24 protein-coding genes and 2 pseudogenes are annotated in these 26849 nt (G+C 71.0%); 13 read left to right on the top strand and 13 right to left on the bottom strand.

The features are described 5' to 3' along the window. A pseudogene (locus tag AKJ13_RS24600) lies at window positions 1–222 on the top strand (porin family protein); the annotation flags it as partial. Window positions 223–330: 108 nt separating this feature from the next. On the opposite strand, the gene AKJ13_RS24595 reads toward AKJ13_RS24600, so the two are convergent. Continuing rightward, entirely contained in the window at window positions 331–837 is a 507-nt protein-coding gene (locus AKJ13_RS24595) for a hypothetical protein (RefSeq protein ID WP_050735728.1), read from the bottom strand. 182 nt (window positions 838–1019) lie between these two features. On the opposite strand from AKJ13_RS24595, the gene AKJ13_RS32860 reads away from it, so the two are divergent. From AKJ13_RS32860 to AKJ13_RS24575, 3 genes are all read left to right on the top strand, one after another. Continuing rightward, window positions 1020–1397, top strand: a complete 378-nt coding sequence (locus AKJ13_RS32860) for a hypothetical protein (protein WP_050735727.1) — start codon at window positions 1020–1022, stop codon at window positions 1395–1397. Window positions 1398–1542: 145 nt separating this feature from the next. After that, window positions 1543–1812, top strand: a complete 270-nt coding sequence (locus tag AKJ13_RS24585) for a hypothetical protein (protein ID WP_050735726.1) — start codon at window positions 1543–1545, stop codon at window positions 1810–1812. Between the two features lie 631 nt (window positions 1813–2443). Next, window positions 2444–3835: an L-serine ammonia-lyase gene (locus AKJ13_RS24575; protein ID WP_050735724.1), complete on the top strand. Its 1392-nt coding sequence runs from the start codon at window positions 2444–2446 to the stop codon at window positions 3833–3835. A gap of 37 nt (window positions 3836–3872) precedes the next feature. Here AKJ13_RS24575 and AKJ13_RS24570 read toward each other — a convergent pair whose 3' ends face one another. The 3 genes from AKJ13_RS24570 to AKJ13_RS24560 all read right to left on the bottom strand — a co-directional run bounded on the left by AKJ13_RS24570 (window position 3873) and on the right by AKJ13_RS24560 (window position 4774). After that, window positions 3873–4118, bottom strand: coding sequence for a hypothetical protein (locus AKJ13_RS24570; RefSeq protein WP_050735723.1), 246 nt, complete (start codon window positions 4116–4118; stop codon window positions 3873–3875). Beyond that, on the bottom strand, window positions 4115–4417 hold the full coding sequence (locus tag AKJ13_RS24565; protein WP_144426375.1) for a hypothetical protein: 303 nt from the start codon (window positions 4415–4417) through the stop codon (window positions 4115–4117). Before AKJ13_RS24565 ends, AKJ13_RS24570 begins: the two co-directional genes overlap by 4 nt. Before the next feature lie 153 nt (window positions 4418–4570). After that, on the bottom strand, window positions 4571–4774 hold the full coding sequence (locus AKJ13_RS24560; RefSeq protein ID WP_007563121.1) for a hypothetical protein: 204 nt from the start codon (window positions 4772–4774) through the stop codon (window positions 4571–4573). A 315-nt stretch (window positions 4775–5089) separates the two neighbouring features. On the opposite strand from AKJ13_RS24560, the gene AKJ13_RS24555 reads away from it, so the two are divergent. Next, window positions 5090–5476: a TIGR02300 family protein gene (locus AKJ13_RS24555; RefSeq protein WP_007563119.1), complete on the top strand. Its 387-nt coding sequence runs from the start codon at window positions 5090–5092 to the stop codon at window positions 5474–5476. On the opposite strand, the gene AKJ13_RS24550 is transcribed toward AKJ13_RS24555, so the two are convergent. After that, window positions 5454–5786, bottom strand: a complete 333-nt coding sequence (locus AKJ13_RS24550) for a hypothetical protein (protein ID WP_244471716.1) — start codon at window positions 5784–5786, stop codon at window positions 5454–5456. The genes AKJ13_RS24555 and AKJ13_RS24550 overlap by 23 nt on opposite strands. A gap of 143 nt (window positions 5787–5929) precedes the next feature. Between AKJ13_RS24550 and AKJ13_RS24545 the strand changes: the two genes are divergently transcribed. Beyond that, window positions 5930–6436: a hypothetical protein gene (locus AKJ13_RS24545; RefSeq protein ID WP_244471715.1), complete on the top strand. Its 507-nt coding sequence runs from the start codon at window positions 5930–5932 to the stop codon at window positions 6434–6436. Between the two features lie 162 nt (window positions 6437–6598). On the opposite strand, the gene AKJ13_RS24540 is transcribed toward AKJ13_RS24545, so the two are convergent. Further along, window positions 6599–6808: a cold-shock protein gene (locus AKJ13_RS24540; RefSeq protein WP_007563113.1), complete on the bottom strand. Its 210-nt coding sequence runs from the start codon at window positions 6806–6808 to the stop codon at window positions 6599–6601. A 124-nt stretch (window positions 6809–6932) separates the two neighbouring features. Further along, entirely contained in the window at window positions 6933–8792 is a 1860-nt protein-coding gene (locus AKJ13_RS24535; RefSeq protein WP_144426374.1) for a glycosyltransferase family 2 protein, read from the bottom strand. Window positions 8793–8929: 137 nt separating this feature from the next. Here AKJ13_RS24535 and AKJ13_RS24530 point away from each other — a divergent pair, with 137 nt between their 5' ends. The 4 genes and pseudogenes from AKJ13_RS24530 (at window position 8930) to AKJ13_RS24520 (ending at window position 12524) form a co-directional block, all read left to right on the top strand. Continuing rightward, a complete protein-coding gene (locus AKJ13_RS24530) occupies window positions 8930–9781 on the top strand; it encodes a transporter substrate-binding domain-containing protein (protein ID WP_050735721.1) in 852 nt (283 codons plus the stop codon). A 68-nt stretch (window positions 9782–9849) separates the two neighbouring features. Beyond that, window positions 9850–10076 (top strand): annotated as a pseudogene (locus tag AKJ13_RS32855) (hypothetical protein). A gap of 127 nt (window positions 10077–10203) precedes the next feature. Continuing rightward, entirely contained in the window at window positions 10204–11907 is a 1704-nt protein-coding gene (locus AKJ13_RS24525; RefSeq protein WP_050735720.1) for a lysine--tRNA ligase, read from the top strand. A 5-nt stretch (window positions 11908–11912) separates the two neighbouring features. Continuing rightward, entirely contained in the window at window positions 11913–12524 is a 612-nt protein-coding gene (locus AKJ13_RS24520) for a pyridoxamine 5'-phosphate oxidase family protein (protein WP_050735719.1), read from the top strand. A gap of 6 nt (window positions 12525–12530) precedes the next feature. Here AKJ13_RS24520 and AKJ13_RS24515 read toward each other — a convergent pair whose 3' ends face one another. The 3 genes from AKJ13_RS24515 to AKJ13_RS24505 all read right to left on the bottom strand — a co-directional run bounded on the left by AKJ13_RS24515 (window position 12531) and on the right by AKJ13_RS24505 (window position 19396). After that, complete coding sequence (locus AKJ13_RS24515; protein WP_050735718.1) at window positions 12531–13445, bottom strand: transglutaminase family protein; 915 nt, start codon at window positions 13443–13445, stop codon at window positions 12531–12533. Window positions 13446–13563: 118 nt separating this feature from the next. Continuing rightward, a complete protein-coding gene (locus tag AKJ13_RS24510) occupies window positions 13564–16104 on the bottom strand; it encodes a circularly permuted type 2 ATP-grasp protein (protein ID WP_050735717.1) in 2541 nt (846 codons plus the stop codon). Window positions 16105–16117: 13 nt separating this feature from the next. Then, a complete protein-coding gene (locus AKJ13_RS24505) occupies window positions 16118–19396 on the bottom strand; it encodes a transglutaminase family protein (RefSeq protein WP_050735716.1) in 3279 nt (1092 codons plus the stop codon). Between the two features lie 226 nt (window positions 19397–19622). Here AKJ13_RS24505 and AKJ13_RS24500 point away from each other — a divergent pair, with 226 nt between their 5' ends. Beyond that, complete coding sequence (locus AKJ13_RS24500) at window positions 19623–20807, top strand: putative zinc-binding peptidase (RefSeq protein ID WP_039902888.1); 1185 nt, start codon at window positions 19623–19625, stop codon at window positions 20805–20807. A gap of 432 nt (window positions 20808–21239) precedes the next feature. On the opposite strand, the gene AKJ13_RS24495 is transcribed toward AKJ13_RS24500, so the two are convergent. Next, window positions 21240–21593, bottom strand: a complete 354-nt coding sequence (locus AKJ13_RS24495; RefSeq protein WP_144426373.1) for a hypothetical protein — start codon at window positions 21591–21593, stop codon at window positions 21240–21242. Window positions 21594–21768: 175 nt separating this feature from the next. Next, window positions 21769–22230 carry a manganese-binding transcriptional regulator MntR gene (gene mntR, locus AKJ13_RS24490; protein ID WP_007563085.1) on the bottom strand — a complete coding sequence of 154 codons (462 nt, stop codon included), beginning with the start codon at window positions 22228–22230 and terminating at the stop codon, window positions 21769–21771. Between the two features lie 327 nt (window positions 22231–22557). On the opposite strand from mntR, the gene AKJ13_RS24485 reads away from it, so the two are divergent. Together AKJ13_RS24485 and AKJ13_RS24480 are read left to right on the top strand one after the other, a co-directional pair. Continuing rightward, a complete protein-coding gene (locus AKJ13_RS24485) occupies window positions 22558–23835 on the top strand; it encodes an Nramp family divalent metal transporter (protein WP_050735714.1) in 1278 nt (425 codons plus the stop codon). A gap of 133 nt (window positions 23836–23968) precedes the next feature. Next, window positions 23969–24958, top strand: a complete 990-nt coding sequence (locus tag AKJ13_RS24480) for a DUF808 domain-containing protein (RefSeq protein ID WP_050735713.1) — start codon at window positions 23969–23971, stop codon at window positions 24956–24958. A 151-nt stretch (window positions 24959–25109) separates the two neighbouring features. Here the strand turns inward: AKJ13_RS24480 and AKJ13_RS24475 are convergent, their stop codons facing one another. After that, the gene (locus AKJ13_RS24475; RefSeq protein WP_050735712.1) at window positions 25110–26798 is read right to left on the bottom strand and encodes a thiamine pyrophosphate-binding protein; all 1689 of its coding nucleotides are present in this window, start codon (window positions 26796–26798) and stop codon (window positions 25110–25112) included. Between the last annotated feature and the right edge of the window lie 51 nt (window positions 26799–26849).

Genomic DNA, 26849 nt, shown 5'->3' with positions numbered 1-26849 from the left:
GCGCTCCCCACCGACTCGTTCCTGAACTTCTTCCGCTCGTCGGCCGTGACGCTCAAGGTCGAAGGCCTGTACGTCAACCTGGAGCGCGGCACCCGCAACCAGGGCGCCCTGGTGGTCAACGCCGCCAACAACTTCCCGGTCGCCTACAGCAACGTCGGCCGCCGCGACGACGAGTTCGCCGTGGTCCGCGCCGGCCTGAACTACAAGTTCGGCTCGTACTAAGACCTAGCCGACACCCCTTGACCTAAGCATCCCCAGCCCGATCAGACTGGTCGTTTAGTCGAGGAGCGTCCCGGGATCACATCCCGGGACGTCTTCGTTTCTGCCTCCCTATGCCTGTACGGCGTGCTCGAGCTCGGCCTTCGACATCCGCGAGCGGCCCGGCACGTTCTGCGCCCGGGCCTTGCGCATCAGCGCCGCCTTCGTCACGCCTGAAGACCCGCCGTCGCGCGCGGCGGCAGCCTTCTCGGCCGCCGCCTTGGGCTGTTTCGAGAATTGCTTGCCCTTGCGCGTATCGGCCCGCTTCTTTGCGGTGCTCGCCGCATATTCCGCGTCGGTCAGGCTCTCCCGGGCCTTCTTGGGCAGGTAGCGCTCTCCGGTCTTGCCGCTCTCCTTTCCGGACTTTGTGCCCCACTCTTCCTCGGTCCATTGCTGGAGATGGTTGTCGGGGTCCTTCTTGCCGGCGTAGCCGCCGCCTTCCTTCTTGTATTCGGCAGTCGCCATCTGCGCCTTGCGAGCCGACCATTGCCCGGGCTTGCCGCCCTTGTCGGATTCCGTGACCTCGTGCTTGACCTTCTCCCACAGCTTCGTGTCGGTCTTCTTGGCGGTTCCTGACATCGCTGCGCCTCGCGAATCTCGATTGGGCCATCAACACGAGGCCGGCAGCGCCGTTCCTCGGCGGCTTGTCCGTGCGCTGCGACCGAAGGTCGGCCCCACCCGCCGGCCCGCCCGACGGGCCCATCCACGCGGTCGGATACCGCCGGCCTCTCACGGGGTTGTCCCCGAAAGAGAGCATCCGCATGCCCGACGCGCCGACGACCAACACGCAGGATCTCGCCAACACCAAGTACGACGCCCAGCGTCGGGCGCGGGCAGCCGCCGAGCACCACCCGACCCCGCCGGCGCCACCCCGGCCCCTCCGGACCCAGCGCCGAAGGCCGGGTCCTCCGACCCTGAAGGAACACAGCATGGCTGACGTGCCGACCGACACACAGGCGCAGCGGATGCCTCAGGGCAAGCCCGAGAGCGAAGGCCTGGCCAACGCCCCGCTGGACACGGCCACCGGCACGGTCAAGCCGCAGGACGGTCCGATGGAGCGGGCCGGCACCGAGGCCGAGGAGGCGGCCCGGGGCGGCAAGAGCCTCGGTGCCGAGCGCGACAAGCCCCGCAGCCCGTAAGCCGCATCCGGGCCCCGCGGGCAGGGGACCAGTTTGTTTCTGGGCGGTAAAAGCCAAGGTCAGCCTCTATTCAGGCCGCCGGACCAATCTCCCCGGCATCTTGCGCCGGGCGGATCCGGTGCAAGCCTGCACAGAGGGTCTGACCATGATGCACGTGAAGATGCTCGCGGCAGCCGCGGCCGTCGTCGGCGGCCTCGGCTGCGCCTCCGCCGGCGCCGCGCCCCTGGCGCCGCTGGCCGCCGATACGGTCACCGGGGCCGCGCAGATCAGCACCGTCGCCTATGGCTGCGGTCCTGGCTTCGCGCCCGGGCCCTACGGCCGCTGCCGCCCGATGTACCGCCGGCCGCGCTTCTACGGCCCCCGCTGCTTCTTCCGCCCGACGCCCTTCGGCCCGCGGAGCGTCTGCCGCTACTGAAGCCGCCGCGCGCCGGGGCTCCTCGCCCCGGCCGCAGCTGAGGCCTCGTCCCGGATCCGATACCGGGGCGAGCCTCCCCTCCCGTCGACACCGAACCCGCGGCCGCCTCACCGGTTGGATGTGAGGTCAGGAGATCGTCATGGCCCGGGATCAGAGCGGCAGCGCACACCCCTCTCCGGAGGATGAGAAGGCCAGCGCCCGCGCCGGCCGGAAGCGCCTCGGTGCGAATGGCTACCCGCAACCGGCGTCCAACCCGGATTCCCAGGACGGAGCGGACCGCAGCGCGGTTCCCCGGACGGCAGAGCAGGTCCCCGGGGCAATCAAGGACCCCGCCGACGCGGCTTAACCCCCGACGCGCGCTGCAGCGCCCGGCGGAACGCGTTTCCGGTACCGCTGGCGCGTCCGCGGCAAGCCTCCGCCCATGCGCCCCCGATACATCCTCGCGCCCGAGCGCGGCCATGGGCGATCCCGGGCCCGATCGGCACGTGGCGCGTTTCTTCCATCGGGGCCCTGTCGGCATCGACAGCGGATCGCCGCACCGGCGGGAGCGCCGTCGGCCGGCGCAGGCCGTGGCTTCGAAAAGGATCGCCGCAGCCCGTGACGGGGTATCGCGGCCGGTATAGGCAAACCGATGTTTCTCAGCGTGTTCGACGTCTTCAAGCCGGGCCTCGGGCCGTCCTCGTCCCATACGATGGGGCCGATGACGGCGGCCGCCGACTTCCTCGACCTCCTGCGTCGGCACGAGGCGCGCGCCGCGGCCGCCGCCCTGCGGGTGACGCTGCACGGCTCGCTCGCCTTCACCGGCCGCGGACACGCCACCGACCGCGCCGTGGCGCTCGGCCTCCTGGGATTCCGGCCCGCCGACATCGCGATCGACGACGCGGAGCGCAGGCTGAAGGCTTTGCGCGCCGAGAAGCAGCTCGCCCCGGTGGACCTGCCGGTCCTCGCCTTCGATCCGGAGACGGCGATCGTGTTCGATTACGGACCGCCGCTGCCCGGCCACGCCAACGGCCTGGTGATCGCCGCCCTCGACGCGGCGGGCGCGCCGCTCCTGTCCGAGACCTTCTACTCGATCGGCGGCGGCTTCGTAGTCACCGCGGCCCAGCGCGCGGCCGACGTGCCCCCGCCCGGCGCGGCCGCGGATCTGCGGTTCTGGCCCTATCCGTTCGAGACCTCCGCGGCGATGCTCCGCATGGCGCGCGACAGCGGCCTGTCCGTGGCCGCGATGAAACACGCCAACGAGGTCGTCGGCCGCTCCGAGACGGAGGTCGAGGCCGGCCTCACCCGGATCTGGCAGGCAATGAATGCATGCGTCGAGCGCGGCCTGTCCCGGGAGGGCGAGCTGCCCGGCGGCCTGCGGGTCAAGCGCCGGGCCAAGCGCATCCGGGACCAGCTCGAACGCGAGCACGGTTCGAACACCGCCCAGCCGCACGTTATGACGGATTGGCTGAGCGTGTACGCCATGGCGGTCAACGAGGAGAACGCGGCCGGCGGCGCGGTCGTGACGGCGCCCACCAACGGCGCGGCCGGGGTCGTTCCGGCGGTAGCCCGATACTACCTCGACCATTGCATCGGGGCCAATCCGGCACGGATTCCCGAATTCCTCCTGACGGCCGCGGCCATCGGCGGCCTGATCAAGCACAACGCCTCGATCTCCGGGGCGGAGGCCGGCTGCCAGGGGGAGGTCGGGTCGGCCAGCGCCATGGCGGCGGCCGGCCTCTGCGCCGTGCTCGGCGGGACGCCCGCCCAGGTCGAGAACGCCGCCGAGATCGCCCTCGAGCATCACCTCGGCATGACCTGCGATCCCGTGGCCGGGTTGGTTCAGGTGCCCTGCATCGAGCGCAACGGGATCGGCGCCACCAAGGCTGTGGCGGCGGCATCGCTGGCGCTGCGCGGCGACGGCTCGCACTTCATGCCGCTGGACAATTGCATCGCGGCGATGCGCCAGACCGGCGAGGAGATGAGCGCCAAGTACAAGGAGACCAGCCTGGGCGGCCTCGCGGTGAACCTGCCGGAATGCTGATCCCGGGCCGCTGTCGCTCGCGGCGCGACCGGCAGGCTCAGGACTTGAGATCGGCCGTGACGCAGTCGGCTTTGTGCGCCGCGGCCCCGGGACCGTCGATCATCGCGCGAAGCTCGTCCTCGGTCAGGCTCTGCCCGTCCGGTCCGACGATGCTGATGCTGTCATGGCCGGCAGCCTGGAAATCGCCCAGCTTCCTGAGCGCCCATTCCGCGGTCGGGCAATTGTACGTTGCGGTCCCGTGAGATTTTCTCGCCCGCACGACGAAGAGCGCCGCCCCCGTCATTCGAGTTCGATGCCCGCGGCGCCGAGAATGACCCGCTGTTTCAGGATGGCGATGCGGTGGGTCCGGATCGTGTGCTCGATCTGCGTGGCGCCCGGATCGCCGGTGGCGTGCAGGAGCGCCAGCGCGTCGGACAACGCCGCGATGGCCAGCTCGTCCAACAGGATGTTGAACGCGAGGCGTTCCCGCAGGGTCGCGCAGGTGCAGTCAGTCTGGTCTTTCCGCTGCGGCATGTTGGACAACGAGCTGAGCCGCAATTGGTTCTCGCCGCGGCCGCGATTGCTGTCCGGAACGCGACGCATGGCCGACCGCACCTCCGCCATGGCGCGATGCCGGTGGCGGCGGACGCACGTCTCCAGGGTGCCTGCCGAAGGGCGGGGCACCGGGATCGCGACCTGATTCGGTGCGGCGCGCCGCCTCACAGGCCGTGAGGCAGAGCCGCAGGCCTCATGCGCTCAGCGACGGCCGCCGTCGGCGCCCGGCTTCATCGCCCGCTCGATGGCCTCCATGGCGCTCTCATACGCCTTCGCCTCGCTGCGATGCGGGCGATCGGATCGCTCGATCAGCTTACCGCTCCGGCGGATGGCCCATTGGAAATGGCCCTCCGGCTTGGCGATGGGGGAGACCTCGATGGAGTAGGGGTGTGGTACGTCTGACATAAGTGCCCTATGCCAGCCTTGCCGCGCGGATGCCAGTCACCTGCGGACATTCCGCGGCGCAATCTGTCATGGGCTGGGGGCGATGCACCGGCGAGGCGGCGCGATCCGGGCTTCCGGACAGGCCCGCCGGGCCGGTCGTGCCCCGGTCGGGGGCATCCGGATTCCCGGCCGGAAAGGGCTGCCCGTCCGCCAAGGGTCCGCGATGCGCCATGCATAGAGGGCGCAACGGAGGGGTAGCCGGACGCCGTCCTGTGCTACACAGGCTCGAAACCACGCCGGCAATCCGGCATCGAACACGTTCTAAGGAGAGTTGCAGTGGCGCGTCCGGACCTTGGTACAAAGCGGATCTGCCCGACGACGGGGAAAAAGTTCTACGACCTCAACAAGGATCCCGTCGTCTCCCCCTATTCGGGCGAGGTCGTCCCGACCGCCGTCGCCACGTCGTTCGGCCGGGCCGCCCCGCCCGTCGTGGCCCGCAAGGAGGCGCCGGCCGACGAGGAGGACGAGGCCGAGGGCCCCGAGCTCGTGTCGCTCGACGAGGTCGAAGCCGAGGAAGCCGACAAGGACACCGATACCGAGGGCGACGACGCCCTGGATATCGAGGATGACGGCGAGACGGTCGAGGACGACACCCTGGTGGTCGACGAGGACGACGAGAACACCGCCGACCTCGTCGAGGTCAACGACGACGACGACGAGTAGGGCATCCCGGCCGCGCCGCTCCGGCACGGGGCGATGCGGCCGAGTGCGAGGCTGGCAGCCGGCGCGTCATCAGCAGGGCCGATCGAACGGCCATGCGGCGGGCCGGCTCGTCGGCCTCGGCATCGACCATTGTGGCGGGTGCGAAGGCATGCGCCGCGACGGCCGCGGCCAGATCGAGGACGTGATCCGGCCCGATCGGGTGATCCTGCGTCGTCGGTTCGGCGAGGTAGGCGTCGACCGCGCGGCTGACCGCCTCGATGGCGATGCGCTCGTCGGTCACGAGGTCCCAGAGCGTGGCATTCTCGGGCATCGGCGAGGCTCTCCACCGCAGGGGACGTTTCGCAACATTGTAACATCACCGGCTGGCATCCTGCCGCGTTTCCTGACGCCGCATTCCGCGCGTCTGCCCCTCACAGGATCATCGATGACCTCCTCGGCCGCGGCCCTCCGCGCTTGACGGCCTCGCACGCCGCAGGCGGCCTCGTCCCCGGTCGCTCCTGCGGCGCGTGCACGGCCTGTTGCCGGGTTCTGGAGATCAAGGCGCTCGACAAGCCCGCGGGAATCCTGTGTCGGCACAACACGGGCCGGGCTTGCGGGATCTACGCGGAGCGTCCCGAGACCTGCGTCCAATGGCACTGTCTCTGGCGCCGGATCGGGGCTCTGCCGGACGCGCTCAGGCCCGATCGATCGGGCGTGGTTTTCGCGCTGGAGCGTCGCAGCCCGGCGTCAGCCCCCGATGTGGCGGCGCCCGAGGGCGCCTGCATCGTGGGTCGCGCCCTCGACGGAGAGCAGGCCTTCGCGCGCTGGGAGGCGGTGGAAGCCTTCGCGATGTTCGTCCGGGAAGGCTCGCTGCCGGTCTGGAAGGCGCATGACCGGCACGCGACCCTGATGCATCCGGGCCCGCGATCTCTGGAGAGACAAGCTTCGGTCGCGGCGTCGGATGGAGCGGATCCTGCGTGACACGCCCCCCCGCGTCCCGATCCGATCACGAGGCAGCGGGGAGGTCGTCGATGTCACCGGCGCGAGCCGATACGCAACGCGGCTCGCGAAACCGATGATAGGCAGCTCCGGTTAGCCAAAGCGCAAGCGCGGGCGCACGCTCCGGTCCCGGATCGGGAAAGCTCAGTCGGCCTTCAGATTGGCCGCGCTCTCCTTGCCGCTGCGCCGATCGGCCTCGACGTCGTAGGAGATCTTCTGCCCCTCGATCAGGTTGCGCATCCCTGCGCGCTCGACAGCCGAGATGTGGACGAACACGTCCTTGCCGCCATCATCGGGCTGGATGAAGCCGTAGCCCTTGGTCTCGTTGAACCACTTCACGGTACCGGTAGCCATAGAGTTGTCCTAGTCGTCTCCGGCTCGCCAAAGCGACGTGCCGCAAGGGCCGAACGAGCCGCCTTGGCCGACTGTTCCCAAAGTTCCGTGCGCTGGCAACATCTGTGTCATCCGAATCCGCGCTTCACGACGCCCGCCGGGGCAGCCGGCCGCTGCGCGAGGTGCGGGACAGGCCGTGCTGGGTCTTGTTCCAGCGCACCGGCGCGCGGACCAGCTCGATCAGGGCCAGCCAGGCGGCCAGGCTGACGAGCAGGAAGTAGGCCGGCATCCAGGGGGTCGATTGCGCGAGGTCGCCCCAGCCGCGACGGGTGCAGCCGGCCACGGCCGGCAGGACCATGGCGGCAAATCCCACGCCGAACAGGGTGATGGCGAAACCCGCGGCGAGATTGTCCGCGAAGGACGGGGCGGCGGGGATTTCCAGGACCAGGAAATTCCAGACCGCGCAGGCGAGGCAGATCGGATAGGCCAGGGCCGAGGCCACCGTGCCGGGCACCAGCGCCGCCGCGCACAGCGCCTCCAGTCCGCCGAGACGGCAGGCATTGGCCAGCGGGCGGCGCCCGTGGGTGAGGCTGGTCTGCATCAGGCCCTTCAACCAGCGGCTGCGCTGGGCCAGCCAGGGGCCGAGCCGGGCCGGTGCCTCCTCGATCGTGGCGCTCGGCAGGTCGCCCACCGCGTAGCCGGCCAGGGCGAGCCGCATCCCGAGATCGGCATCCTCGGTGACGTTCCACGCGTCCCAGCCGTGGAGCGCGCGCAGCACCCGGGTGCGCAGGTGCATCGAGGTGCCGCCCAACGGGACCGGCAGGTCGAGGCGTGCGAGCGCCGGGTTCAGGACGTCGAACAGCCCCGCATATTCGAGGGCGAAGGCGCGGGCCAGGCGTGAATCGCCGGCATTGTCGATCACGAGGCGGCCCTGCAGGCAGGCGGTGCGCCCGGGCAGGCGCGCGAACAGCGATGCGGAGAGCCGCAGCTGCCCGGGATCGGGCACGTCCTCGGCATCGTAGACCGTGAGCAGGGCACCGCGGGCGAGCGGCAGGGCGGCGTTGAGCGCCCGCGGCTTGGTGCGGGGCGCACCCGGCGGCACCGTGATCACCTCGAACCGGGCGGGCAGGGCGATTTGTGCCAAGGCCGCCGCGGTCTCCGGGTCGTCCGCCTCGATCAGGAGCTTGATGTCCAGCTTGGCCGCCGGATAATCGAGGGCCGCGAGCCCCAGGATCAGGCGCGGCACGACCGCGGCCTCGCGATGGAGCGCGACCAGCACCGTGTAGACCGGCAGCTCGGCGTCGGGGAGCAGGTCCACCGGGGCGGCGGCGACCGGGGCGGCGATGACCGGCGCGGTCAGCCGGAACGTCGTCATCGCCAGGAACAGGCCCTGGCCCGCCAGGGTCACCGCACGGGCGAGGGGCGGGGGGAGCAAGGCGAAGAGGCACAGCGCCGCGATCGAAGCGAGCGCGAGGAGGAGCAGCCACCGGCTCGCGGGCTCGTGCGGCACGGCCTGCTCGGGCATGTGGCGTCGCAGATCCTGCGCGGCATGATCCGCCACCGCCCCGGGGATCGCCGCGAACACCGCCTCGCGCAGATGCGTCGGGCTGGTGATCGCCGGCATCGCGGCGCGACGGGGGGCGTCGAGAAGCTCCGCGATCAGCCGGCCGCGGGGCGCCAGCACGCAGGGCGCGACCGATCCGGGCGCCAGCGGTGCGAGCCCGGCGACCAGGCTGTCGGGGAAGCGCAGGCCCAGGCCGAACGGAATCGGCCCGTCGAGATAGGGGGCACCGAGTTTCCGGGCCAGGGCACGATAATACGCCGTCTCGTCCAGCAGCCCGGCATTCAGGAGGGCGGTTGCCGCGTCGGTCCCGGCCGCGGCAGCGTCCCGGGCCGCGCGAATCAGCAGGCGGGCCTCGACACCTTCGGCGAGCAGGAAACCGATCTCCGGCGGCAGGGAGATCCTGCGTGCGAATGCGGCCGTGGGCAGGCGCTGGACCGACACGCCGGCGCTCCCCTGGTGGCTCCAGGACGTGCTAGGGGAGGGGCGTGAGCCAGACCCGATTCCCGTCCTCCGAGAGGAGCATCGCCGTCTTCCCGTCGTCAAGATCGGGCGGACGACGCGCGCGATCGTCCCTCGGGATGGTCGTGCTCACGGCTTTCCTATGGGCCGGATCCGGACCCGCCAGCGCCGCGCCGCCGGCCGCGACACAAGCTGCGGCGCCCGCCGTGACGGTCCCGAATTTCTGGAACCCGCGCAGCCGGGGCGAGCGGGTCGAGGCGCCCCAGACCGGCCGGGCGATCCGGTTCCTGACCGACGACGAGTTTCCGCCGCTGCACTTCGCCGGCCCGGACGGCAACCCCACCGGCTTCGCGGTCGAGCTCGCCCGCGCCGTCTGTGAGAAGCTGACGATCACCTGCACGGTGCAGGCGCGCCGGTTCGATACCCTGCTCGACGCCCTGGACGCCCGGCAGGGCGACGTGATCGCGGCCGCCATCCCCCTGACCGCCCCGTTGCGCGAGAAATTCCTGGCGACGCGGCCGTATTTCCGCTGGCCGGCGCGCTTCGCCGCCCGCACCGACAAGGGCCTGCCGGTCCCCTCGGCCGCGGCGCTGGCCGGCCGCAGCATCGGGGTGATGGGCGGCAGCGCGCATGCGGCCTACCTCAAGGCCTTCTTCCCCAAGGCCGTCCCGAAGGAATTCCTCGACCTTGCCGCCGCCGAGGGCGCGCTCAAGCGCGGCGAGGTCGACTATCTGTTCGCCGACGGCCTCAACCTCGCCCTCTATGTCGGCGGCCAGGAGGCGGACAATTGCTGCGCCCTGATCGGCGGCGACTATCTGGAGAACCGCTATTTCGGCGAGGGCATCGGGCTGATCACCCGCCAGGAGGATGCGGCGCTGTCCCGGGCGCTGGACGACGCGCTCCAGCGGGTCTGGGACGACGGAAAATACACCGAGCTGTACCTGCGCTTCTTCCCGGTGAGCCCGTTCTGAGGGGCTTTCTTCCCAGTCGGGAATCGGGGATCCTGCGCCGCGCCGGGTCTCCCCGACAGGATCGAGGCATGACGGATCTTCTCGACAAGGCCGTGGCGAAGGCACGGGACCTCGCCCCGGAGATGCAGGACGAGATCGCCCGTGTGATGCTGGCCTTCGTCAATGAGGAGGCCCCCTCTACCAGTTCACCCCGGAAGAGGAGGCAGAGCTCGACGAATCCGGGGCCGCGGCCGCGCGGGGTGATTTCGCGACCGATGCCGAGGCGCGCGTCATCTGGGCCAAATATGGTTTGTGAGGCTGCGCTTAACCCAATCAGCCCGCCTCGAACGCCCCGGGGACACCGGATTGCGCGCACGGGCGTTCCGCTGGGGCGCGAACCGCTCTAGGGTACGCGATCCCAGCGTTCCGTCACCCACGAAATCATGCCCACCGCACCTGCCCTGACCCTCGACCCCGACCTGATCGAGGCCGCCGCCACCGCCGCCGCCTGGCCGTTCGAGGAGGCGCGCAAGCTCGTCGCGCGGCTGGAGAAATCCGGCAAGACCGAGGTGCTGTTCGAGACCGGCTACGGGCCGTCGGGGCTGCCGCATATCGGCACCTTCGGGGAGGTCGCCCGCACCTCCATGGTGCGCCACGCCTTCCGGGTGCTGACGCGGGACGCGGTGCCGACCCGGCTGCTCGCCTTCTCGGACGACATGGACGGGCTGCGCAAGGTCCCGGACAACGTGCCGAACCGCGAGATGCTGGCCGCCCATCTCGGCAAGCCGCTGTCGCGGATCCCGGACCCGTTCTCGAACGAGTACCCCTCCTTCGGGGCGGCCAACAACGCCCGGCTGCGCGCCTTCCTGGACAGCTTCGGCTTCGATTACGAGTTCGCCTCCGCGACCGATTACTACACGTCGGGCCGGTTCGACGCGGCGCTGCTGCGCGTGCTCGAGCGCTACGACGCCGTGATGGAGATTATGCTGCCGTCGCTGCGCGCCGAGCGCTCGGCCTCCTACTCGCCGTTCCTGCCGCTCCACCCGGTCACCGGCCACGTGATGCAGGTGCCGATCGACGAGGTGCGGGTCGAGACCGGTACCCTGGTCTGGCGCGACCCGGCCACGGGCGCGCGCTACGAGACACCGGTGACCGGCGGCCACGCCAAGCTGCAATGGAAGCCCGACTGGGCGATGCGCTGGGTGGCGCTGGGCGTCGATTACGAGATGGCCGGCAAGGACCTGATCGATTCGGTCAAGCTGTCCGGCAAGATCGCCCGGGCGCTCGGCAGCGAGCCGCCGGACGGGTTCAACTACGAGCTGTTCCTCGACGAGAAGGGCCAAAAGATCTCGAAGTCGAAGGGCAACGGCCTGACCATCGACGAATGGCTGAAGTACGGCACGCGGGAATCCTTAGGCCTGTTCATGTACAACAAGCCCCGGGAGGCCAAGCGCCTGTTCTTCGACGTGATCCCGCGCCACGTCGACGAGTATATCGGCTTCCTCGACCGCTATGCCGGCCAGGACGCGAAGCTGCGGCTGGGCAACCCGGTCTGGCACCTGCACGCCGGCAACCCGCCGGAGCCCGAGAAGGTCGAGGGCGCGAGCCTGACCTTCGCGATGCTGCTCAACCTCGCCGCGGTGGCCAACACCGAGGATCCGGCGGTGCTGTGGGGCTTCATCCGCCGCTACGCGCCGCAGACCGGGCCGGAGACCCATCCGGGCCTCGACCGGCTTGTGGTCCACGCCCTGACGTACTTCTCCGACTTCGTGCGTCCGGCCAAGACCTACCGGGAGCCCACCCCGGAGGAGCGGGCGGCCCTGGAGGATCTCTCGGAAACCCTCGGCCAGCATGCCGGCTCCACCGACCCGGAGGCGCTGCAGGCGGCGGTCTACGAGGTCGGGCGGCGGCATTTCCCGGACCTGTCCGGCAAGGCCAAGAGCCCGGACGGGCGCCCCGGCGTGTCGCAGGCCTGGTTCACGAGCCTGTACAACGTGCTGTTCGGCGAGGCGCGAGGGCCGCGCTTCGGCTCCTTCGTGGCCCTGTACGGGGTGGCGGAGACCCGGGCGCTGATCGCATCGGCCCTGTCGGGCGCCCTGGTGGCCGAGCACGCCGCCTTCACGGCCGGCGCGACCAAGGTCGCCTGACGGCGATGATCGTCGAGACCGTCGCGCAGCTGGAGGCGATCTATCATGCGCCGCTGGCCCCCGCCTCCGTGGCCAAGGTCACCGCGGCGATCACGCCGGATTACGCGGCGCTGATCGCCGCCGCGCCCTTCGCAGTGCTGGCGACATCCGGCCCGGAGGGGCTCGATTGCAGCCCCCGGGGCGACCGGCCGGGCTTCGTCCGGGTCGCCGACCCGCGCACGCTGATCCTGCCGGACCGGCGCGGCAACAACCGGATCGATTCCCTGCGCAACGTCGTGCGCGATCCGCGGGTGGCGCTGCTGTTCCTGATCCCGGGCTCGGGCACGACCTTCCGGGTGAACGGGACGGCGGTGATCTCGGCCGATCCGGCTCTCCTGGACTCGTTCCGGGTGGACGGCCACGCGCCGCGCACGGCCCTCGTGATCACGGTCGAGGCAGCGTATTTCCAGTGCGCCCGGGCGATCGTCCGCGCCCGGCTGTGGGAGCCCGAGGCCCGGGTCGATCCGGTGGAGCTGCCGAGCCCCGGAGCGATCCTGGCCGCGCTCACCGCGGGCGATGTCGGCGGCCAGGCCTACGACGCGGAATGGCCGGCCCGGGCCGCCAAGACGATGTGGTGAGCCGCGTCAGCTCACCAGGGCGAGGCCGGGCTGGGACAGATCCTGCGTCTCGGTCTCGGGGATCACGTCGACCTCGACCTTCAGGCGCTGCTTGCCCGAGCCACTGACGATGCCGTCCACCGGCGCCACGTCGCCGTAATCCCGGCCGCGGGCCACCACGATGTGGTCGTCCCGCACCGGCACGCCGTTGGTCGGGTCGAGGCCGAGCCAGCCCTCGCCGCACCAGACCGCCACCCAGGCGTGGCTCGCATCCGCCCCGCGCAGCCGCGGCCTGCCCGGGGGCGGCACGGTCCGCAGGTAGCCGCTGACATAGGCCGCGGGCAGGCCCATGCCGCGCAGGCCTGCAATCATCACGTGGGCGAAATCCTGGCAGACCCCGGCCCGGAGGGCGAAGGATTCGGCCAGCGGCGTGCGCACATTCGTGGCCTTGGCATCGAACCGGAAATCGGCACCGATGCGCAGCATCAGGTCGTGCGCCGCCCCGTAGGCGCTGCGGCCGGGCGCGAAGCTGGCCCGGGCATACTCGGTCACGTCGGGGACGAGGGGCACCCGGCCGCTCGGGAACAGGAAGTGGACCGGCGCCCGGCCGCCGAGGTCGCGCGAGGCCACCACGGCGTCGCGGACCCGCTCCCAGGCCTGGCCGGATTCCGGCTCCGGCGGGACGCGGCGCTCGACCCGCACCGTGGACAGCGCTTCGACGCTGAAGGTGGTGTGGGGCGTATCGAGGGTGATCGCCACGGCCTCGATCCCGAAATAGTCGCGCCGCATCACCGCATTGGTGGGGCTCGGGTCGATGGTCACGGCACTCGCTAGCACGCTCTGCCCCTCGCCGTCCTGTGGCTTGAGCCGCAGGGCGCAGCGGGCGAAGCGCACCGGCTTGCCGTAGCGATAGGTGGTGCGGTGGCGCAGCGTGTAGATCATCCCGGCGGCCGCGCGACTCGATGTCTGTCGCGCGCATCATAGGCCGAAAGGGCCATCGGTTTTGCGGCGATCCTGACGCAGGAACAGGAATCCGGGCCGGATTGCGCGGCGCCCCTCATTACGCGAGGCCCGTCAGCTTTTCCGGGCGCAGGGCGTTCGGCCCGGCCGGGAAGTAGCGCACCGCGATACCGTCGGCGAGGCGCTCGAGATCGGTCTCCAGGGCGGTGAGGCGCACGGCGTCGAGATCGGCAGCCTCGCCGCTGCGCAGCTCCGCCAGGATCCGGGAGGCGAGGCGGCGATGCGGCTCCGGGATGCCGTCGGCCGACAGCGCCGGCAGGTCGTCGAGATGCCGGGCGATCGCCTCCGCCTGGAAGGCGATCGAGCGCGGGTTGTAGGGGTCGAGCAGCACCATGTCGCGGACCGGGTCGAGGGCCGCGCCCTGCATGTAGCGCCGGCCGTAGCTGATCTGCGAATCGCACAGCGACAGCATCACTCCGAGACAGCCCGGGGTCGCCTCGTCGTTGGCGAAGGAGAGCGCGAAGGTGCAGGTGTTGATCGCCCGCTCGACGCGCCGGCCGAGCTCGACGAAGTGCCAGCCCTCCGCCCGGCTCATGTTCTCGTGGGTGAGCCCCGACAGGGCGGCCAGCTGGCTCAGCGCCCGCTCGGCCCGGCCCGCGATCTGCGACTCGGTGAAGGTCCGCTCGGTGTCCAGGGACACGCTCTCGATCAGGTCGGCGAGCACCCGCCAGGCCTCGCCGGAGAGCCGGGCGCGGAGCGCGGCGGCGTTGCGCCGGGCCGAGACGATATGGGCACGGGCCGAGCCGTACTGCTCGCGCCCGGTCAGCGCCTCCTGGGCGAGCCGGGCGGTCGGCAGGTCGGTGGCGCCGATGGCGCCCCAATCGTAGAGGATTGCCCGCAGGGCCAGGGCGGCCGGGGTGTCGAGGGCCCCGGAGATGTCGGCCCCGACCGCGTCGCCGACGCTGCGCAGATGGGCCAGGACCAGCCGGATCACCGCCTCGGTGCGCTCGAGGTAGCGGCCGAGCCAGAACAGGCCGTCGGCGGCCCGGGAGGGCAGGTGGCCGCCGACCCGCCGCACCCGGGGGGCCGCGTGGGAGCCGATCAGCGGCGCCTCGACCGGGCTCTCGGACAGCACCCACAGGTCGGCCGAGCGGATGCCGAGCCGCATCTCGATCGGGTCCACATCCTCGCGCTCGGAGACCCGGCAGAAGCCGCCCGGCATCACCTGCCAGCCCGTGGCGGTCCGGGCGGCGAAGACGCGCACCACGAAGGGGCGGGGCACCAGGACGAGGCCGCCATCCTCGCCGCGCTCCCAGCCGGGCATGGTCGAGAGCGGCGCGGCCTCCTGGGCGACGTAGTCGAACGGCCGGTCGCGCAGGGCCGCCACGACCCGCGCCCGCTCCGCCGCCAGGGCCTGGGGCGCCAGCATCGCGTCGCGCCCCGCCCCGCGCTGGGGCGTGGCGGCCGGACGCAGGATCAGGCTGTCGAGATTCGCCTGCGCGTGGGCCAGACCTTCGAGGTCGCCGCACCACCAGGCCCGCGGATGCCCGAGCCGCAGGGACTCGCCCAGAAGCCGGCGGGCGATGCCGTCGAGATAAGGGGCGAGCGCCGCCGACTCGACCAGGCCGGAGCCCGGCATGTTGGCCATCACCAGGGAGCCGTTGCGCAGGGCCTCGATCACGCCGGGCACGCCCAGCCGCGAGGCCGGGTTGAGCTCGAGGGGATCGAGATAATCGGCGTCGATCCGGCGCCACAGGGCGTCGGCCCGCTTCAGCCCCGAGACGGTGCGCACGTGCAGGGCGCCGTCCCGCATGACGAGGTCGTCGCCCTCGACCAGCATCAGGCCGAGATACCGGGCGAGCGCCGCCTGCTCGACATAGGTGCTGCTGTAGGGGCCCGAAGTCAGCAGGCAGATGCGCGGGTCGGAGCGCTCGGCCCCGAGGGCCAGGCCCTCGCGGAACGCCTGGAAGAAGCCCGGCAGGCGCTCGACATGGAGGTCTTGGAAGAAGTCCGGGAAGGTCCGGGCCAGGACCATGCGGTTCTCCAGCGCCCAGCCGAGGCCCGAGGGCGCCTGCGTCCGGTCGGCCAGCACCTGCCAGCGCCCGTCGGGCCCCCGGCCGAGATCGGCGGCGTAGAGCTTCAGGTAATGGCCGCCGGGGGGCGCGACCCCGTGCAGGGGGTGGAGGAATTCCGGCGTCCCGGCCACGATCGCGGCGGGCAGCAGCCCGTCGGCGACCAGTCGGCCCGCGCCGTAGGAATCGGCTAGGATCGCCTCCATCAGTTCGGCGCGCTGGACGATGCCGGCGCTGAGATCGCGCCACTCGGCTTCCTCGATGACCAGGGGCAGGCAGCCGAGCGGCCAGGGATGCTCGCGCTGGTCGCCGGAGATGCGGAAGGAGATGCCGGCATCCCGGATGTGCCGCTCCGCCGAGACGAAGCGGGCCAGGATCTCCGGCTCGGTCAGCGCGCCGAGATGGTCGAGCAGGCGCGGCCACGCCCCACGCGGGGCACCGTCGGGCCCCAGGAACTCGTCCGGCCGGCCGGGGGCAGGCCGATAACCCGCGGTCCAGCGCGCGACGCGCTCCCGCGGGCTCTCGACCGCCTCGGCCCGGGCGGCGCCGGATGCGAGCGCCGCCTCCATCACCGGACCCCGGTCATGTCGGGGCTGGCATGCGCAGGTCGAGGGTGAGCGGGAACTCGGCGCTCGCCTCGGCGCGGGGCATCTCGATCCGGCCCGGCGTGTGGCCCAGCGGCTCGAAGCGGGCGAGGCGGCGCCCCTCCGCCTCGTAGGCGTTGACCGGGTGCGTCTCGTAGTTGCGGCCGCCCGGATGGGCGACGTGGTAGCGGCAGCCGCCGAGCGACCGGCCGCTCCAGGCGTCCAGGATGTCGAAGGTCAGCGGCGAGTGGGCCGGAATCGTCGGGTGCAGCGACGAGGCCGGCTGCCAGGCCTTGAAGCGCAGGCCGGCCACGGCCTCGCCGGCCCGGCCGGTGCCGGTCATGGGCAGCCGGCGCCCGTTGCAGGCGATGACGTGCCGCTCGGGCACGAAGCCCTCGACCTTGACCTGAAGCCGCTCGACCGAGCTGTCGACGAAGCGCACGGTGCCCCCGCTCGTCCCTTCCTCGCCCATCACGTGCCAGGGCTCCAGCGCCTGGCGCAGTTCCATCCGGACCCCGCCCTGCTCGACCACGCCGAAGACCGGGAAGCGGAACTGGGCCTGCGCCTCGAAGGCGACCGGATCGAAAGCGTAGCCTGCCACCCGCAGATCCTCCAGCACCCCGAGGAAGTCGGCCCAGAGGAAATGCGGCAGCATGAACCGATCGTGGAGCGTCGTGCCCCAGCGGACACATCCGCCGGTCTGCGGCTCCCGCCACAGCCACGCGACCAGGGCCCGCAGCAGCAATTGCTGCGCGAGGCTCATGCGGGCATCCGGCGGCATCTCGAAGGCCCGGAACTCCAGAAGGCCGAGGCGCCCGGTCGGCCCGTCCGGCGAGTACAGCTTGTCGATGCAGATCTCGGCCCGGTGGGTGTTGCCGGTGACATCCACCAGGATGTTGCGGAACACCCGGTCGACCAGCCAGCGCGGGATGTTGGGCGCATCGGGGGCCGGGATCTGGGCCAGCGCGATCTCCAGCTCGTAGAGCCCGTCGTGGCGGGCCTCGTCCATCCGCGGGGCCTGGCTAGTCGGCCCGATATAGAGGCCCGAGAACAGGTAGGAGAGCGCCGGGTGGCGCTGCCAGTAGAGCACCAGGCTCTTGAGCAGGTCGGGCCGGCGCAGGAACGGCGAATCGTCGGGCGTGACGCCGCCCATGACCACGTGGTTGCCGCCGCCGGTGCCGGTATGGCGCCCGTCGACCATGAACTTCTCGGCGCCGAGCCGGGTCTGCCGGGCCTCGGCGTAGAGGTCGGAGGTGATCGCCACCGCCTCGCGCCAGGAGGCGGCCGGGTGGACGTTGACCTCTATCACCCCGGGATCGGGGGTGACCTTGATCAGGCCGATGCGCGGATCGTAGGGCGGCTCGTAGCCCTCGATGTGGATCGGCAGCTTCAGCGCGGCGGCCGCCGCCTCGAGATGGGCGGCGAGTTCGAGATACTCGTCGGCGCGCTGGGTCGGGGGCATGAACACCCGTACGATCCCGTCCCGGGGCTCGATCGCCAGCGCGGTGCGCACCGCGACGCCGGTGATGCCGGCGCCGTTGACGACGGTCTTGACGGTCGGGTCGTCGGGGAGGGGCCCGCGGGGCTCCAGCGGGTCCTGCGGCTGATAATAGGGATAGTGCTCGGGCGGCACGTAGGGCAGGGACGACAGGGGCAGCCGGAAGCCGAGGGGCGAATCACCCGGCACCAGGAAGGCCTGGCCCCGGCGGAACGCCCATTTCTCCGAGATCCAGACCCGGTCGGCGTCGCCGTCCTTGCCGGTGGGCAGGCTCGCCAGCGGCAGGACGTAGCCCGCCGGCTCGCCGAGGCCGCGGGCGTAGACGCGCCGGATCCGGGCGTCGAACTCCACCGAACCGGACTTGGCGGCGGCCGGCGTGACGTTGACCGGCAACTCCGCGGCCTTCTTCTCCCAGAGTTCGCCATCCTCGAAGGCCGGGAAGACGTAGTCGGCCAAGCCGAGCCGGCGGGCCAGGGTGTCGGCCAGCGCCTGCGCCTGGGCGATCGTGGCGGTGCCCTCAGACCCCTCGCCCGCCTCCGGGGCGATCAGGCCTGAGTCCTTCCAGATCGGCTTGCCGTCCTTGCGCCAGTACAACGCGAAGGCCCAGCGGGGCAGGCTCTCGCCGGGATACCACTTGCCCTGGCCGTAATGCAGCAGGCCGCCCGGGCCGAAACGGTCGCGCAGGCGCCGGATCAGCGTGTCGGCGAGCCGCCGCTTGGTCGGGCCGACGGCGGCGATGTTCCATTCCGGCGCCTCGAAATCGTCCACCGACACGAAGGTCGGCTCGCCGCCCATGGTCAGCCGGACGTCCTGGGCCACGAGGTCGGCGTCGACCCGCTCGCCCAGCGCGTCCATGGCCGACCAGACCGCCTCGGAATAGGGCTTGGTGATCCGCGGCGTCTCGGCGACCCGGGTGATCCGCATCTCGAAGCCGAACTCAGTCTTGGCCGGCTCGGCCACGCCCGAGATCGGCGCGGCCGAGCGGTAATGCGGGGTCGCGGCGAGCGGAATGTGGCCCTCGCCGGTGAGCAACCCGGAGGTCGCGTCCATGCCGATCCAGCCGGCGCCCGGCAGGTAGACCTCGGCCCAGGCGTGCAGGTCGGTGAAGTCGGCCGACGCGCCGGCCGGGCCGTCGACCGCGGTGGTGTCGGGCACGAGCTGGATCAGGTAGCCGGAGACGAACCGGGCCGCGAGCCCGATCCGGCGCAGCACCTGAACGAGCAGCCAGGCCGAATCCCGGCAGGACCCGCTCTTGAGCCGCAGCGTCTCGGCCGGCGTCTGGACCCCCGGCTCCAGGCGCACGCCGTAGGCGATCTCGCGGGCGATCATGCCGTTGAGGGCCACCAGGAACAGGACCGTGCTGGTCTCCTCGGGCAGCCGCGCGAGCAGCGCCTCGATCTCGGGCCCGTCCGCGTCCACGGGCACCAGGTAGGGTGCCAGTTCCTCCGACAGGTCGGGCTCGTACGCGAAGGTGCGGGTCTGCGCGTAATCCTCCACGAAGAAGTCGAACGGGTTGATCACTGCCATCTCGGCGGTGAGGTCGACCTCGATCTTCAGCTCGTCGGTCTTCTCCGGGAAGACCAGGCGGGCGAGCCAGTTGCCGCTCGGGTCCTGCTGCCAGTTCAGGAAATGGTTGGCGGGCGTCACCGTCAGCGCGTAGGCCGGCACCTTGGTGCGCGCGTGCGGAGCCGGGCGCAGGCGCACCACCTGGGGGCCGAGGCTGATCGGCCGGTCGTAGCGGTAATGCGTGACGTGGTGCAGGGCGGCTTTGATCGACACGATAGCTCCGTCTGAAGGATCGAATGCGGTCTCGTAGCCGGTACCGGGCGCCGCAGCGGGTCGATCGCCAAGCCCCACCGCGTGGTTATGTGCCAAGGACGGGGTCACAAGCAATTTTCGTGCGGCGGCGCCCGCTTCCGGGGATCGCCGCCGACCTTGGCCGGAACTTTGCCGGCCGCCCTCGTTTGACCGGAAGGTGGGCCGGTTGCCGGCCCGGGACGGCGCGATGAAGCTCTTCCAGTGCCAGGCCTGCGACCAGCCGGTCACCTTCGAGGCGACCGCCTGCGAGAGCTGCGCGCGGCAGCTGGGCTATGCCTGCGCGGTGCACGAGGTCTCGGCCCTGGAGCCCGTGGCGCTCTCAAGCCATCCCGCCATGGGCGGCGCCCAGACCTTCCACGCCTACGCGGATCCCGGCCGGCGCTACCGCTACTGCAACAACGCCCTGTCGGGGGCCTGCAACTGGCTGGTGCCGGAGGACAGCCCCGACATCTTCTGCACCGCCTGCCGGCACAACCGGGTGGTGCCGGACCTCTCGCAATCCTGGAACCTCACCCGCTGGCGCCAGATCGAGGCGGCCAAGCGCCGGCTGTTCTACTCGCTGCTGCGCCTCGAACTGCCGCTGGCGACCCGGGCCCAGTACACGGACGGCTTGGCCTTCGACTTCCTGGTCGATCCCTCCGAGACGTTCTCGGCCGGGACGCCGGTGCTCACGGGCCATATCAACGGCCTGATCACCATGAACATCGCCGAGGCCGACGACGTCGAGCGCGAGCGGCGGCGGATCCTGTTCGGCGAGCATTACCGGACGCTGCTCGGCCATTTCCGGCACGAGATCGGGCATTACTTCTGGTACCTGCTGGTGATGAACGGGCCGACCATGGGCGCGTTCCGGGCGCTGTTCGGCGACGAGAGCCTGAACTACGTCCAGGCCCTGCAGGACCATTACGCCCGCGGCGCCCCGGCCGACTGGGAGGATTCCTACGTCTCGGCCTACGCCACCGCTCATCCCTGGGAGGACTTCGCCGAGACCTTCGCGCATTACCTGCACATCGTCGACACGGTGGAGACCGCCTCGACCTTCGAGCTGCACGTGCGCCCGCGCCTGCGCCACGCCAGGCCGGCGCCCACGGTGATCGATTTCGATCCCTACGACACCCAGGACCTCGACCGCCTGATCGAGGCGTGGCTACCGCTGACCTACGCGATCAACTCCCTGTCTCACAGCATGGGCCAGCCGGCGCTCTACCCGTTCAAGCTGACCCCCACGGTGATCGCCAAGCTCGCCTTCGTGCACGAGCGGATCTACGCCTCCCGCTCCGGCACCCTGCCGGATCCCGGCGAGGCGGGCGCCGAGATGCTCCGCGCGGTGATCCTGGGGCTGCGCCAGAAGGTGGCGGCGCCGACGGTGTGAGTGGCGGACGGTCAGCCGAAGTGTTAGCGCCGAACTCTCTTCGCGAGCGGCGGGGATACTTTACCGTCTGGCCGACCGTGAATCTCCGGCGCCGCGGAAAGCAATTCCCTCGCCTCTGGTGCCAGCCAAGGGAGATCAGCAGCCATGAAGGCCGCCGCTGCCTGCTCGATGTCAGGCAGGCGTCGATGCTCCAGCCTGAGGGCACGGCCGTGGGTCACCTCGCGGCTGGCCACCGTCGGTTCCGTCACGGGCGCAGCTTTCGGCACTGAGATCACCTCCGGACCATATGATGTGAGTCAGCCAGATCGGGCGCAAGCGCAAAGCCCTGCATTTCATACAGGGGGATAAGAGCCGGATCGACGTGGTGAAGCCGAAGCTCCGGCACACCGATCAGCCGCCTGTAGGCTTCCGCCATATTCAGGGTGATCTCAATCACCTCCCTTTGAGCGGATGCGTCGGATCCGGATTGCCCTCCAGGAAGTCCACGGCAACGAACCTGTCTCGGTTCACGGCACCGATCGCCAACCCGCACAGCGTCTCGTCGTGCCAGATCGCAGCATTGAAGCACTTCGGATGGTTGTTCTGGAAACGGGCCGACAGCGCGGCCCAGTCCCAATCCACCGGTCGGCCTTGGTGTCCGAGCCAGGTTTCCGTGAATGCTGATCGCGCTGCGCCGGCGATGATCTCACAGCGGACGTTGGCGCCGAGGCCCGACTTGGCCACCGCCAGCGCACGGGCAAGGGTCAGGCGTTTCGCGTGGGCGGATCGGACCACGGGGCGTTGCATCAGGTGCCCTTTGTCACCCCTGCCACAACCTGTGGATGCTGCTAAGCGCGATCGGCTCATCCGAATCAGCCCCTATAGGCGGCTGCACGTACGACTTCGGAAGCCGAGCCCGCATGGCATACACGATGAGCACGATGAGTCTCTGTCTCCCGGACGCAATGCGCCCGGTCGCCGATCAGGTCTCCTGCCGCCCCTCCACGAAGGCGCGGAACGCCGCCAGGGTCTCGGCGCTGACATGGTGCTCGATCCCCTCGGCATCGCGCCGCGCGGTCTCGGGGCTGACCCCGAGGGTGCACAGGAAGCGCTCCACGATGCGGTGGCGCTCGCGCGCCTGGCTGGCGAGCCGGCGGCCGGCCTCGGTCAGGAAGACGCCGCGATAGGGCCGCTGCTGGACGAAGCCGTCCTCGCACAGCCGCTTGAGCATCTTGGCGACCGTGGGCTGGGCCACGCCGAGGCGGGCGGCGATATCGACCTGGCGCGCCTCGCCGCCGTCCCCGATCAGGTCGTCGATCAGCTCGACGTAATCCTCGACGAGTTCGGAGCGCCGCGCCTCGCGGGCCTGGCGGAAGCTCTCCACATGCCGCTCGGGATCGACCAGCACGGTCTCGGGGGCAATCGGCTCGGACGGTTCCTGCATCGGCTCTCCCTCTCGCCGCCCCCCGGCGCCGCCCGACCCCTGTTTAGCAAAGTCCGCCCCGGAGAGGGGAGTCCCGCGACGCGATCGCGGCCCCCCATAAATGCCCCCTTGAAACCCGGGGCCGATCCCCTGAATATAGCCCAAGCTATATCTTTGAGAAAAGGGTGAGGCATGGCAACGCCGGACGCGGCGACGGTCCCGCGGGGCCAGATGCCCCGGGGATCTGCGCCCAAGGGACCTGCTCCCAAGGGACCTGCTCCCAAGGGACCTGCTCACAAGGGACCTGCGCCTAAGGGAACGGCACCGGATGGCCCTGTGCTCGGCAGGATGAGCCGGCGCACGGAGCAGGCGATCCGCGACACGCTCGACGGGCGGTCGGGCGGACGCGGCCGGTTCCTGCTGTTCGTGGGTCCCGCCGTGACGGCGTCGATCGCCTACATGGACCCCGGCAACTTCGCCACCAACATCCAGGCGGGCGCCCGCTACGGCTACGGCCTGCTCTGGGTGGTGCTGCTCGCCAACTTCACCGCGATGCTGTTCCAGGCGCTCTCGGCCAAGCTCGGCATCGTCACGGGCAAGAACCTCGCCGAGCATTGTCGCGACGCGACGCCGTTGCCGGTGCGGCTCGGCCTGTGGAGCATCAGCGAGGTCGCCGCCATGGCCACCGACCTCGCGGAGTTCCTCGGCGGCGCGATCGGTCTGTCGCTGCTCACCGGCATGCCGCTGATGGCCGGCATGGCGATCACCGCCATCGTCACCTACGCGATCCTGCTGCTGGAGCACGAGGGCTTCCGGCCGCTGGAGATCGCGATCGGCGTCATGGTCGGCACGATCGGCCTCTGCTACGCGGTCGAGCTCGTGATCGCCCCGGTGGATTGGGCGGACGCCGCCAAGGGCCTCGTCACCCCGAGGATCCCGGACGCCCAGGCCCTAACCATCGCGGTCGGGATCATCGGCGCCACCGTGATGCCGCACGCGCTGTTCCTGCATTCGGGGCTGACCCAGGGGCGGGGCAGCCCCCGGACCGACGCCGACCGGCGCCTGCTGGTGCGCTACTCCAACCGCGAGGTGGTGGTGGCGCTGCTGCTCGCCGGCTTGGTCAACATGGCGATGGTGATCATGGCGGCGGCCGCCTTCCATGCCGGCCACAGCGAGGTCGCCGAGATCGAGCAGGCCTATCGCACCCTGACGCCGCTGCTCGGGCCGGCGGCCGGGGGCGCCTTCCTGATGTCGCTGCTCGCCTCGGGGATCTCCTCCTCGGTGGTGGGGACGCTCGCCGGGCAGATGGTGATGCAGGGCTTCACCGGCTGGCGCATCCCGCTCATCGTCCGCCGGTTGGTGACCATGCTGCCGGCCTTCGTGGTGGTGGCGATCGGCGTCGACCCGACCCGGGCGCTGGTCCTGTCCCAGGTGGTGCTGTCGCTCGCCCTCCCGGTGCCGATGGTCGCGCTGGTGGTGTTCACCCGCCGCCGGAGCGTGATGGGGGCCTTCGCCAACGGCCCGCTCACCCAGATCGCCTCCGTAGCCGGGGCGGCCGTCGTGCTCGGCCTCAACATGGTGCTGCTGGCCGCCGCGTTCGGCCTGCCGGTCCCGGGGCTGGAGTGAGCCTTTCCGCGCGGGCATCGCGCCGACCCGGGCGGACGATTCCGGCTGTGCCGCCGCCGCGATCGTCTGCGAGGGATCAAATTCGGTCGCGGATCGTCTGTCTGGCGGACTTACCGTGGACGAGGAACGACCTGTGAGCGTTGGATTGATCGCCCTCCTGGACGATGTCGCGTTCATGGTCAGGGGGGCGGCCGCGTCCCTCGACGACGTCGCGGGTCAAGCCGCCAAGGCCGGAACGAAGGCGGCCGGCGTCGTCATCGACGATGCCGCGGTCACGCCGCGCTACGTCGTCGGCTTCGCGGCGGCGCGCGAGTTGCCGATCGTCGGCAAGATCGCCCTGGGATCGATCCGGAACAAGCTCCTGTTCCTGCTGCCGGGCGCGCTGGCGCTCAGCGCCTTCGCGCCCTGGGCGATCACCCCGCTCCTGATGCTGGGCGGTGCGTATCTCTGCTACGAGGGCGCCGAGAAGGTCTATGAGGCCCTCTTTCCCCATCGCGCTCACGGGCATGAGGCGGAGGGCCAGGGCGACACGGGAAGCGATCAGGCCCGGGAAGACAGCCGCGTGGCGAGTGCCATCAAGACCGACTTCATCCTGTCGGCCGAGATCATGGCCATCACCCTGGCCGCCTTGCCGGAGGGCAGCTTCTGGATGCGGGCGGCTGTGCTCGCCATCGTCGCCCTCGGCATCACCGCGGGGGTCTACGGCGCGGTCGCGCTCATCGTGAAGGCCGACGATGCGGGCCTCGCGCTCGCCCGCAGCCAAGCGGGGCCGCCGCTCGGAACCCTCATCCGCGGTCTCGGGCGCGGCGTGGTCAGAGGCATGCCGATCCTGCTCAAGCTCCTGGCCATCGTCGGAACGGCCGCGATGATCTGGGTCGGCGGCGGGATCCTGATGCACGGGCTGGAAACGTACGGCCTGTCGGGGCCGGCACACGCGTCGCACGAAGCCGCCGTGAGCGCGGCCTCCTACGTCCCATTTGCCAAGGGCTTGGTCGCGTGGCTGGTCACCGCGATGGCGTCGGGCCTGATCGGGCTGGTGGTCGGCGGTCTGCTGATCCCGCTGACGAGCTTCGTTTTGGCGCCGGCTTGGCAGAGCCTGTCGGGCCTGTGGAGGCGCGTCTGAAGCGAGGTCAGCCGCCCGCGGGAGACATGTCGCGGCGATCGCCCGTCAGCATTGTCTCGCCCGTCCTCGCGACGGATGCATGAGGCGCCGTAAGGAAGCCCACGGCCGGGCTCGTGCTTGAATCCGTAGCGCCTTCCGTCGACGCCCCGGGTCAGCTCGCCCGGACCACGACCTCCACGAGGTTGGCACCGCCTGACCGGATCCCGGCCTCGATCGCCGGGGCGATGTCGGCGGCCCGGGTCACCCGCCGGGACGGCACCCCCATGGAGGTGGCCAGCGCCAGGTAGTCGACCCGCGGGTCGGTGAGATCCATGGCGATGAAGCGGTTGGCCCGCACCGAGGCGTAGTGCGCCTGGCCCTTCATGAAGTTCTTCAGGATGTTGTACTCGGCGTTGTTGATCACCACGAAGGTGACCGGCAGCTTCTCATGGGCGGCGGTCCAGAGCGCCTGGGGCGAGTACATCGCGGCCCCGTCGCCGACGACGCAGACCACGGGCGCCCGGTCGATGCCGAGGGAGAAGCCGACCGCCGCCGGCATGCCCCAGCCGAGCACGCCGCCGCGCATCGCCGCGTATTGGTGGGTGGAGGCGCTGTCGAGGAAGGTCCGCAGATGGGTCAGCGTCGCGGGCGCCTCGTCGATGATCGTCGTCTCGGCACCCACCGCCCGGGCCACCTCGCGGGCCGCGACCAGCGGCGCGATCACCGGATCCTCGAAGGCTGCATCGGCCGCGGCGGCGAGCTTGGCCCGCCGCTCGGTCCGGGCCGTCTCCGCCTGCGCGCGCAGCTCCGCGAAGGCGGCGGCGCGATCGGCCACGCGGGGGGCCAGCAGCGGCAGCAGCGCGTCCAGGGAGGCGCGGATGTCGCCCACCGTCGACAGGCTGGTGGCGTAGGTGCGCCCGAGGTCGCGGACGTCGGCCGAGAGCTGGAAGACCTGCGTCCCCGGCGGCACCGCCGAGACCTCCGAGTAGAGCACGGTGATCAGCGACTTGCCGCCCAGCGCGAAGACCGCGTCGTAGCGCCCGAGGATGTCGGCGATGGCGTCGGCCCGGGTCGGCAGGTTGCCGGCCCAGAGCGGGTGGGCGGTGGGGAAGGGGATGTGGGCCGGCCAGGACGAGCCGTAGACCGGCGCCGACAGCAGGTCGGCCAGCGCCACCGCCTGGGCGGAGGCGTCCGAGGCGTCGATCTCGTCGCCGGCGATCAGGGCCAGGCGGCCGGGCGCGATGGCGGCGAGCTTCTCGGACAGCTTGTCGAGGGATCCCGCCACCGCCCGCTGGTCAATGGTCGAGGTCTCGCCCGCCGGCACGGCGGTCTTCGCCTCCATCACGTCCATCGGCAGGGACAGGAAGACCGGGCCGGACGGCGCGGCGGCGCAATCGTGGAAGGCGCGGCGCAGGAGCACCGGGATCTGGTCCGGGCTGGTGACCTCGCGCGCCCATTTCACCACCGGGTCGGCGATGGCGACGAGGTCGCCCATCAGCAGCGGGTCGGAGAGGGCGTGGCGCAGGTCCTGCTGGCCGGCCGTGACCACCAGCGGCGTGCCGCTGACCTGCGCGTTCCACAGGGCGCCCATCCCGTGGCCGAGACCGCCGGCGGTGTGCAGGTTGAGGAAGGCGGGCCGGCGTGCGCCCTGCGCGTAGCCGTCGGCCATCGCCACCACGGTCGCCTCCTGCAGGGCGAGGATGTAGCCGATGTCCTGCGCCTCGGTGAGCGCGTCGATCAACGGTAATTCGGTGGTGCCGGGATTGCCGAAGATGTAGCGCACGCCCTCCGAGCGCAGCACATCCAGCAGCAGCTCGGCGCCCCTGCGGCTCCCGGCAGCGTCCACGGTCTCGATCGGCATGCGCAACCCTCCTCCGCCCCCGGCGGAATCAGCGCGACGCTACCCCATGGC

The organism is Methylobacterium sp. ARG-1 (assembly GCF_001262595.1).
GTDB lineage: Bacteria > Pseudomonadota > Alphaproteobacteria > Rhizobiales > Beijerinckiaceae > Methylobacterium > Methylobacterium brachiatum.
This window is presented reverse-complemented; position numbering and strand designations above follow the sequence as displayed.

Bases quoted from the DNA above. Each gene is read 5' to 3' on its own strand.
- AKJ13_RS24540 (WP_007563113.1), bottom strand. From the start codon at position 6,808: ATGGCTACCGGTACCGTGAAGTGGTTCAACGAGACCAAGGGCTACGGC.
- AKJ13_RS24560 (WP_007563121.1), bottom strand. From the start codon at position 4,774: ATGTCAGACGTACCACACCCCTACTCCATCGAGGTCTCCCCCATCGCC.
- AKJ13_RS24595 (WP_050735728.1), bottom strand. From the start codon at position 837: ATGTCAGGAACCGCCAAGAAGACCGACACGAAGCTGTGGGAGAAGGTC.
- AKJ13_RS24475 (WP_050735712.1), bottom strand. From the start codon at position 26,798: ATGCCGATCGAGACCGTGGACGCTGCCGGGAGCCGCAGGGGCGCCGAG.
- AKJ13_RS24575 (WP_050735724.1), top strand. From the start codon at position 2,444: ATGTTTCTCAGCGTGTTCGACGTCTTCAAGCCGGGCCTCGGGCCGTCC.
- AKJ13_RS24565 (WP_144426375.1), bottom strand. From the start codon at position 4,417: ATGCGTCGCGTTCCGGACAGCAATCGCGGCCGCGGCGAGAACCAATTG.
- AKJ13_RS24515 (WP_050735718.1), bottom strand. From the start codon at position 13,445: ATGATCTACACGCTGCGCCACCGCACCACCTATCGCTACGGCAAGCCG.
- AKJ13_RS32860 (WP_050735727.1), top strand. From the start codon at position 1,020: ATGCCCGACGCGCCGACGACCAACACGCAGGATCTCGCCAACACCAAG.
- AKJ13_RS24500 (WP_039902888.1), top strand. From the start codon at position 19,623: ATGAAGCTCTTCCAGTGCCAGGCCTGCGACCAGCCGGTCACCTTCGAG.
- mntR (WP_007563085.1), bottom strand. From the start codon at position 22,230: ATGCAGGAACCGTCCGAGCCGATTGCCCCCGAGACCGTGCTGGTCGAT.
- AKJ13_RS24525 (WP_050735720.1), top strand. From the start codon at position 10,204: ATGCCCACCGCACCTGCCCTGACCCTCGACCCCGACCTGATCGAGGCC.
- AKJ13_RS24530 (WP_050735721.1), top strand. From the start codon at position 8,930: ATGGTCGTGCTCACGGCTTTCCTATGGGCCGGATCCGGACCCGCCAGC.
- AKJ13_RS24495 (WP_144426373.1), bottom strand. From the start codon at position 21,593: ATGCAACGCCCCGTGGTCCGATCCGCCCACGCGAAACGCCTGACCCTT.
- AKJ13_RS24485 (WP_050735714.1), top strand. From the start codon at position 22,558: ATGAGCCGGCGCACGGAGCAGGCGATCCGCGACACGCTCGACGGGCGG.
- AKJ13_RS24570 (WP_050735723.1), bottom strand. From the start codon at position 4,118: ATGACGGGGGCGGCGCTCTTCGTCGTGCGGGCGAGAAAATCTCACGGG.
- AKJ13_RS24550 (WP_244471716.1), bottom strand. From the start codon at position 5,786: ATGCCCGAGAATGCCACGCTCTGGGACCTCGTGACCGACGAGCGCATC.
- AKJ13_RS24520 (WP_050735719.1), top strand. From the start codon at position 11,913: ATGATCGTCGAGACCGTCGCGCAGCTGGAGGCGATCTATCATGCGCCG.
- AKJ13_RS24510 (WP_050735717.1), bottom strand. From the start codon at position 16,104: ATGGAGGCGGCGCTCGCATCCGGCGCCGCCCGGGCCGAGGCGGTCGAG.
- AKJ13_RS24585 (WP_050735726.1), top strand. From the start codon at position 1,543: ATGATGCACGTGAAGATGCTCGCGGCAGCCGCGGCCGTCGTCGGCGGC.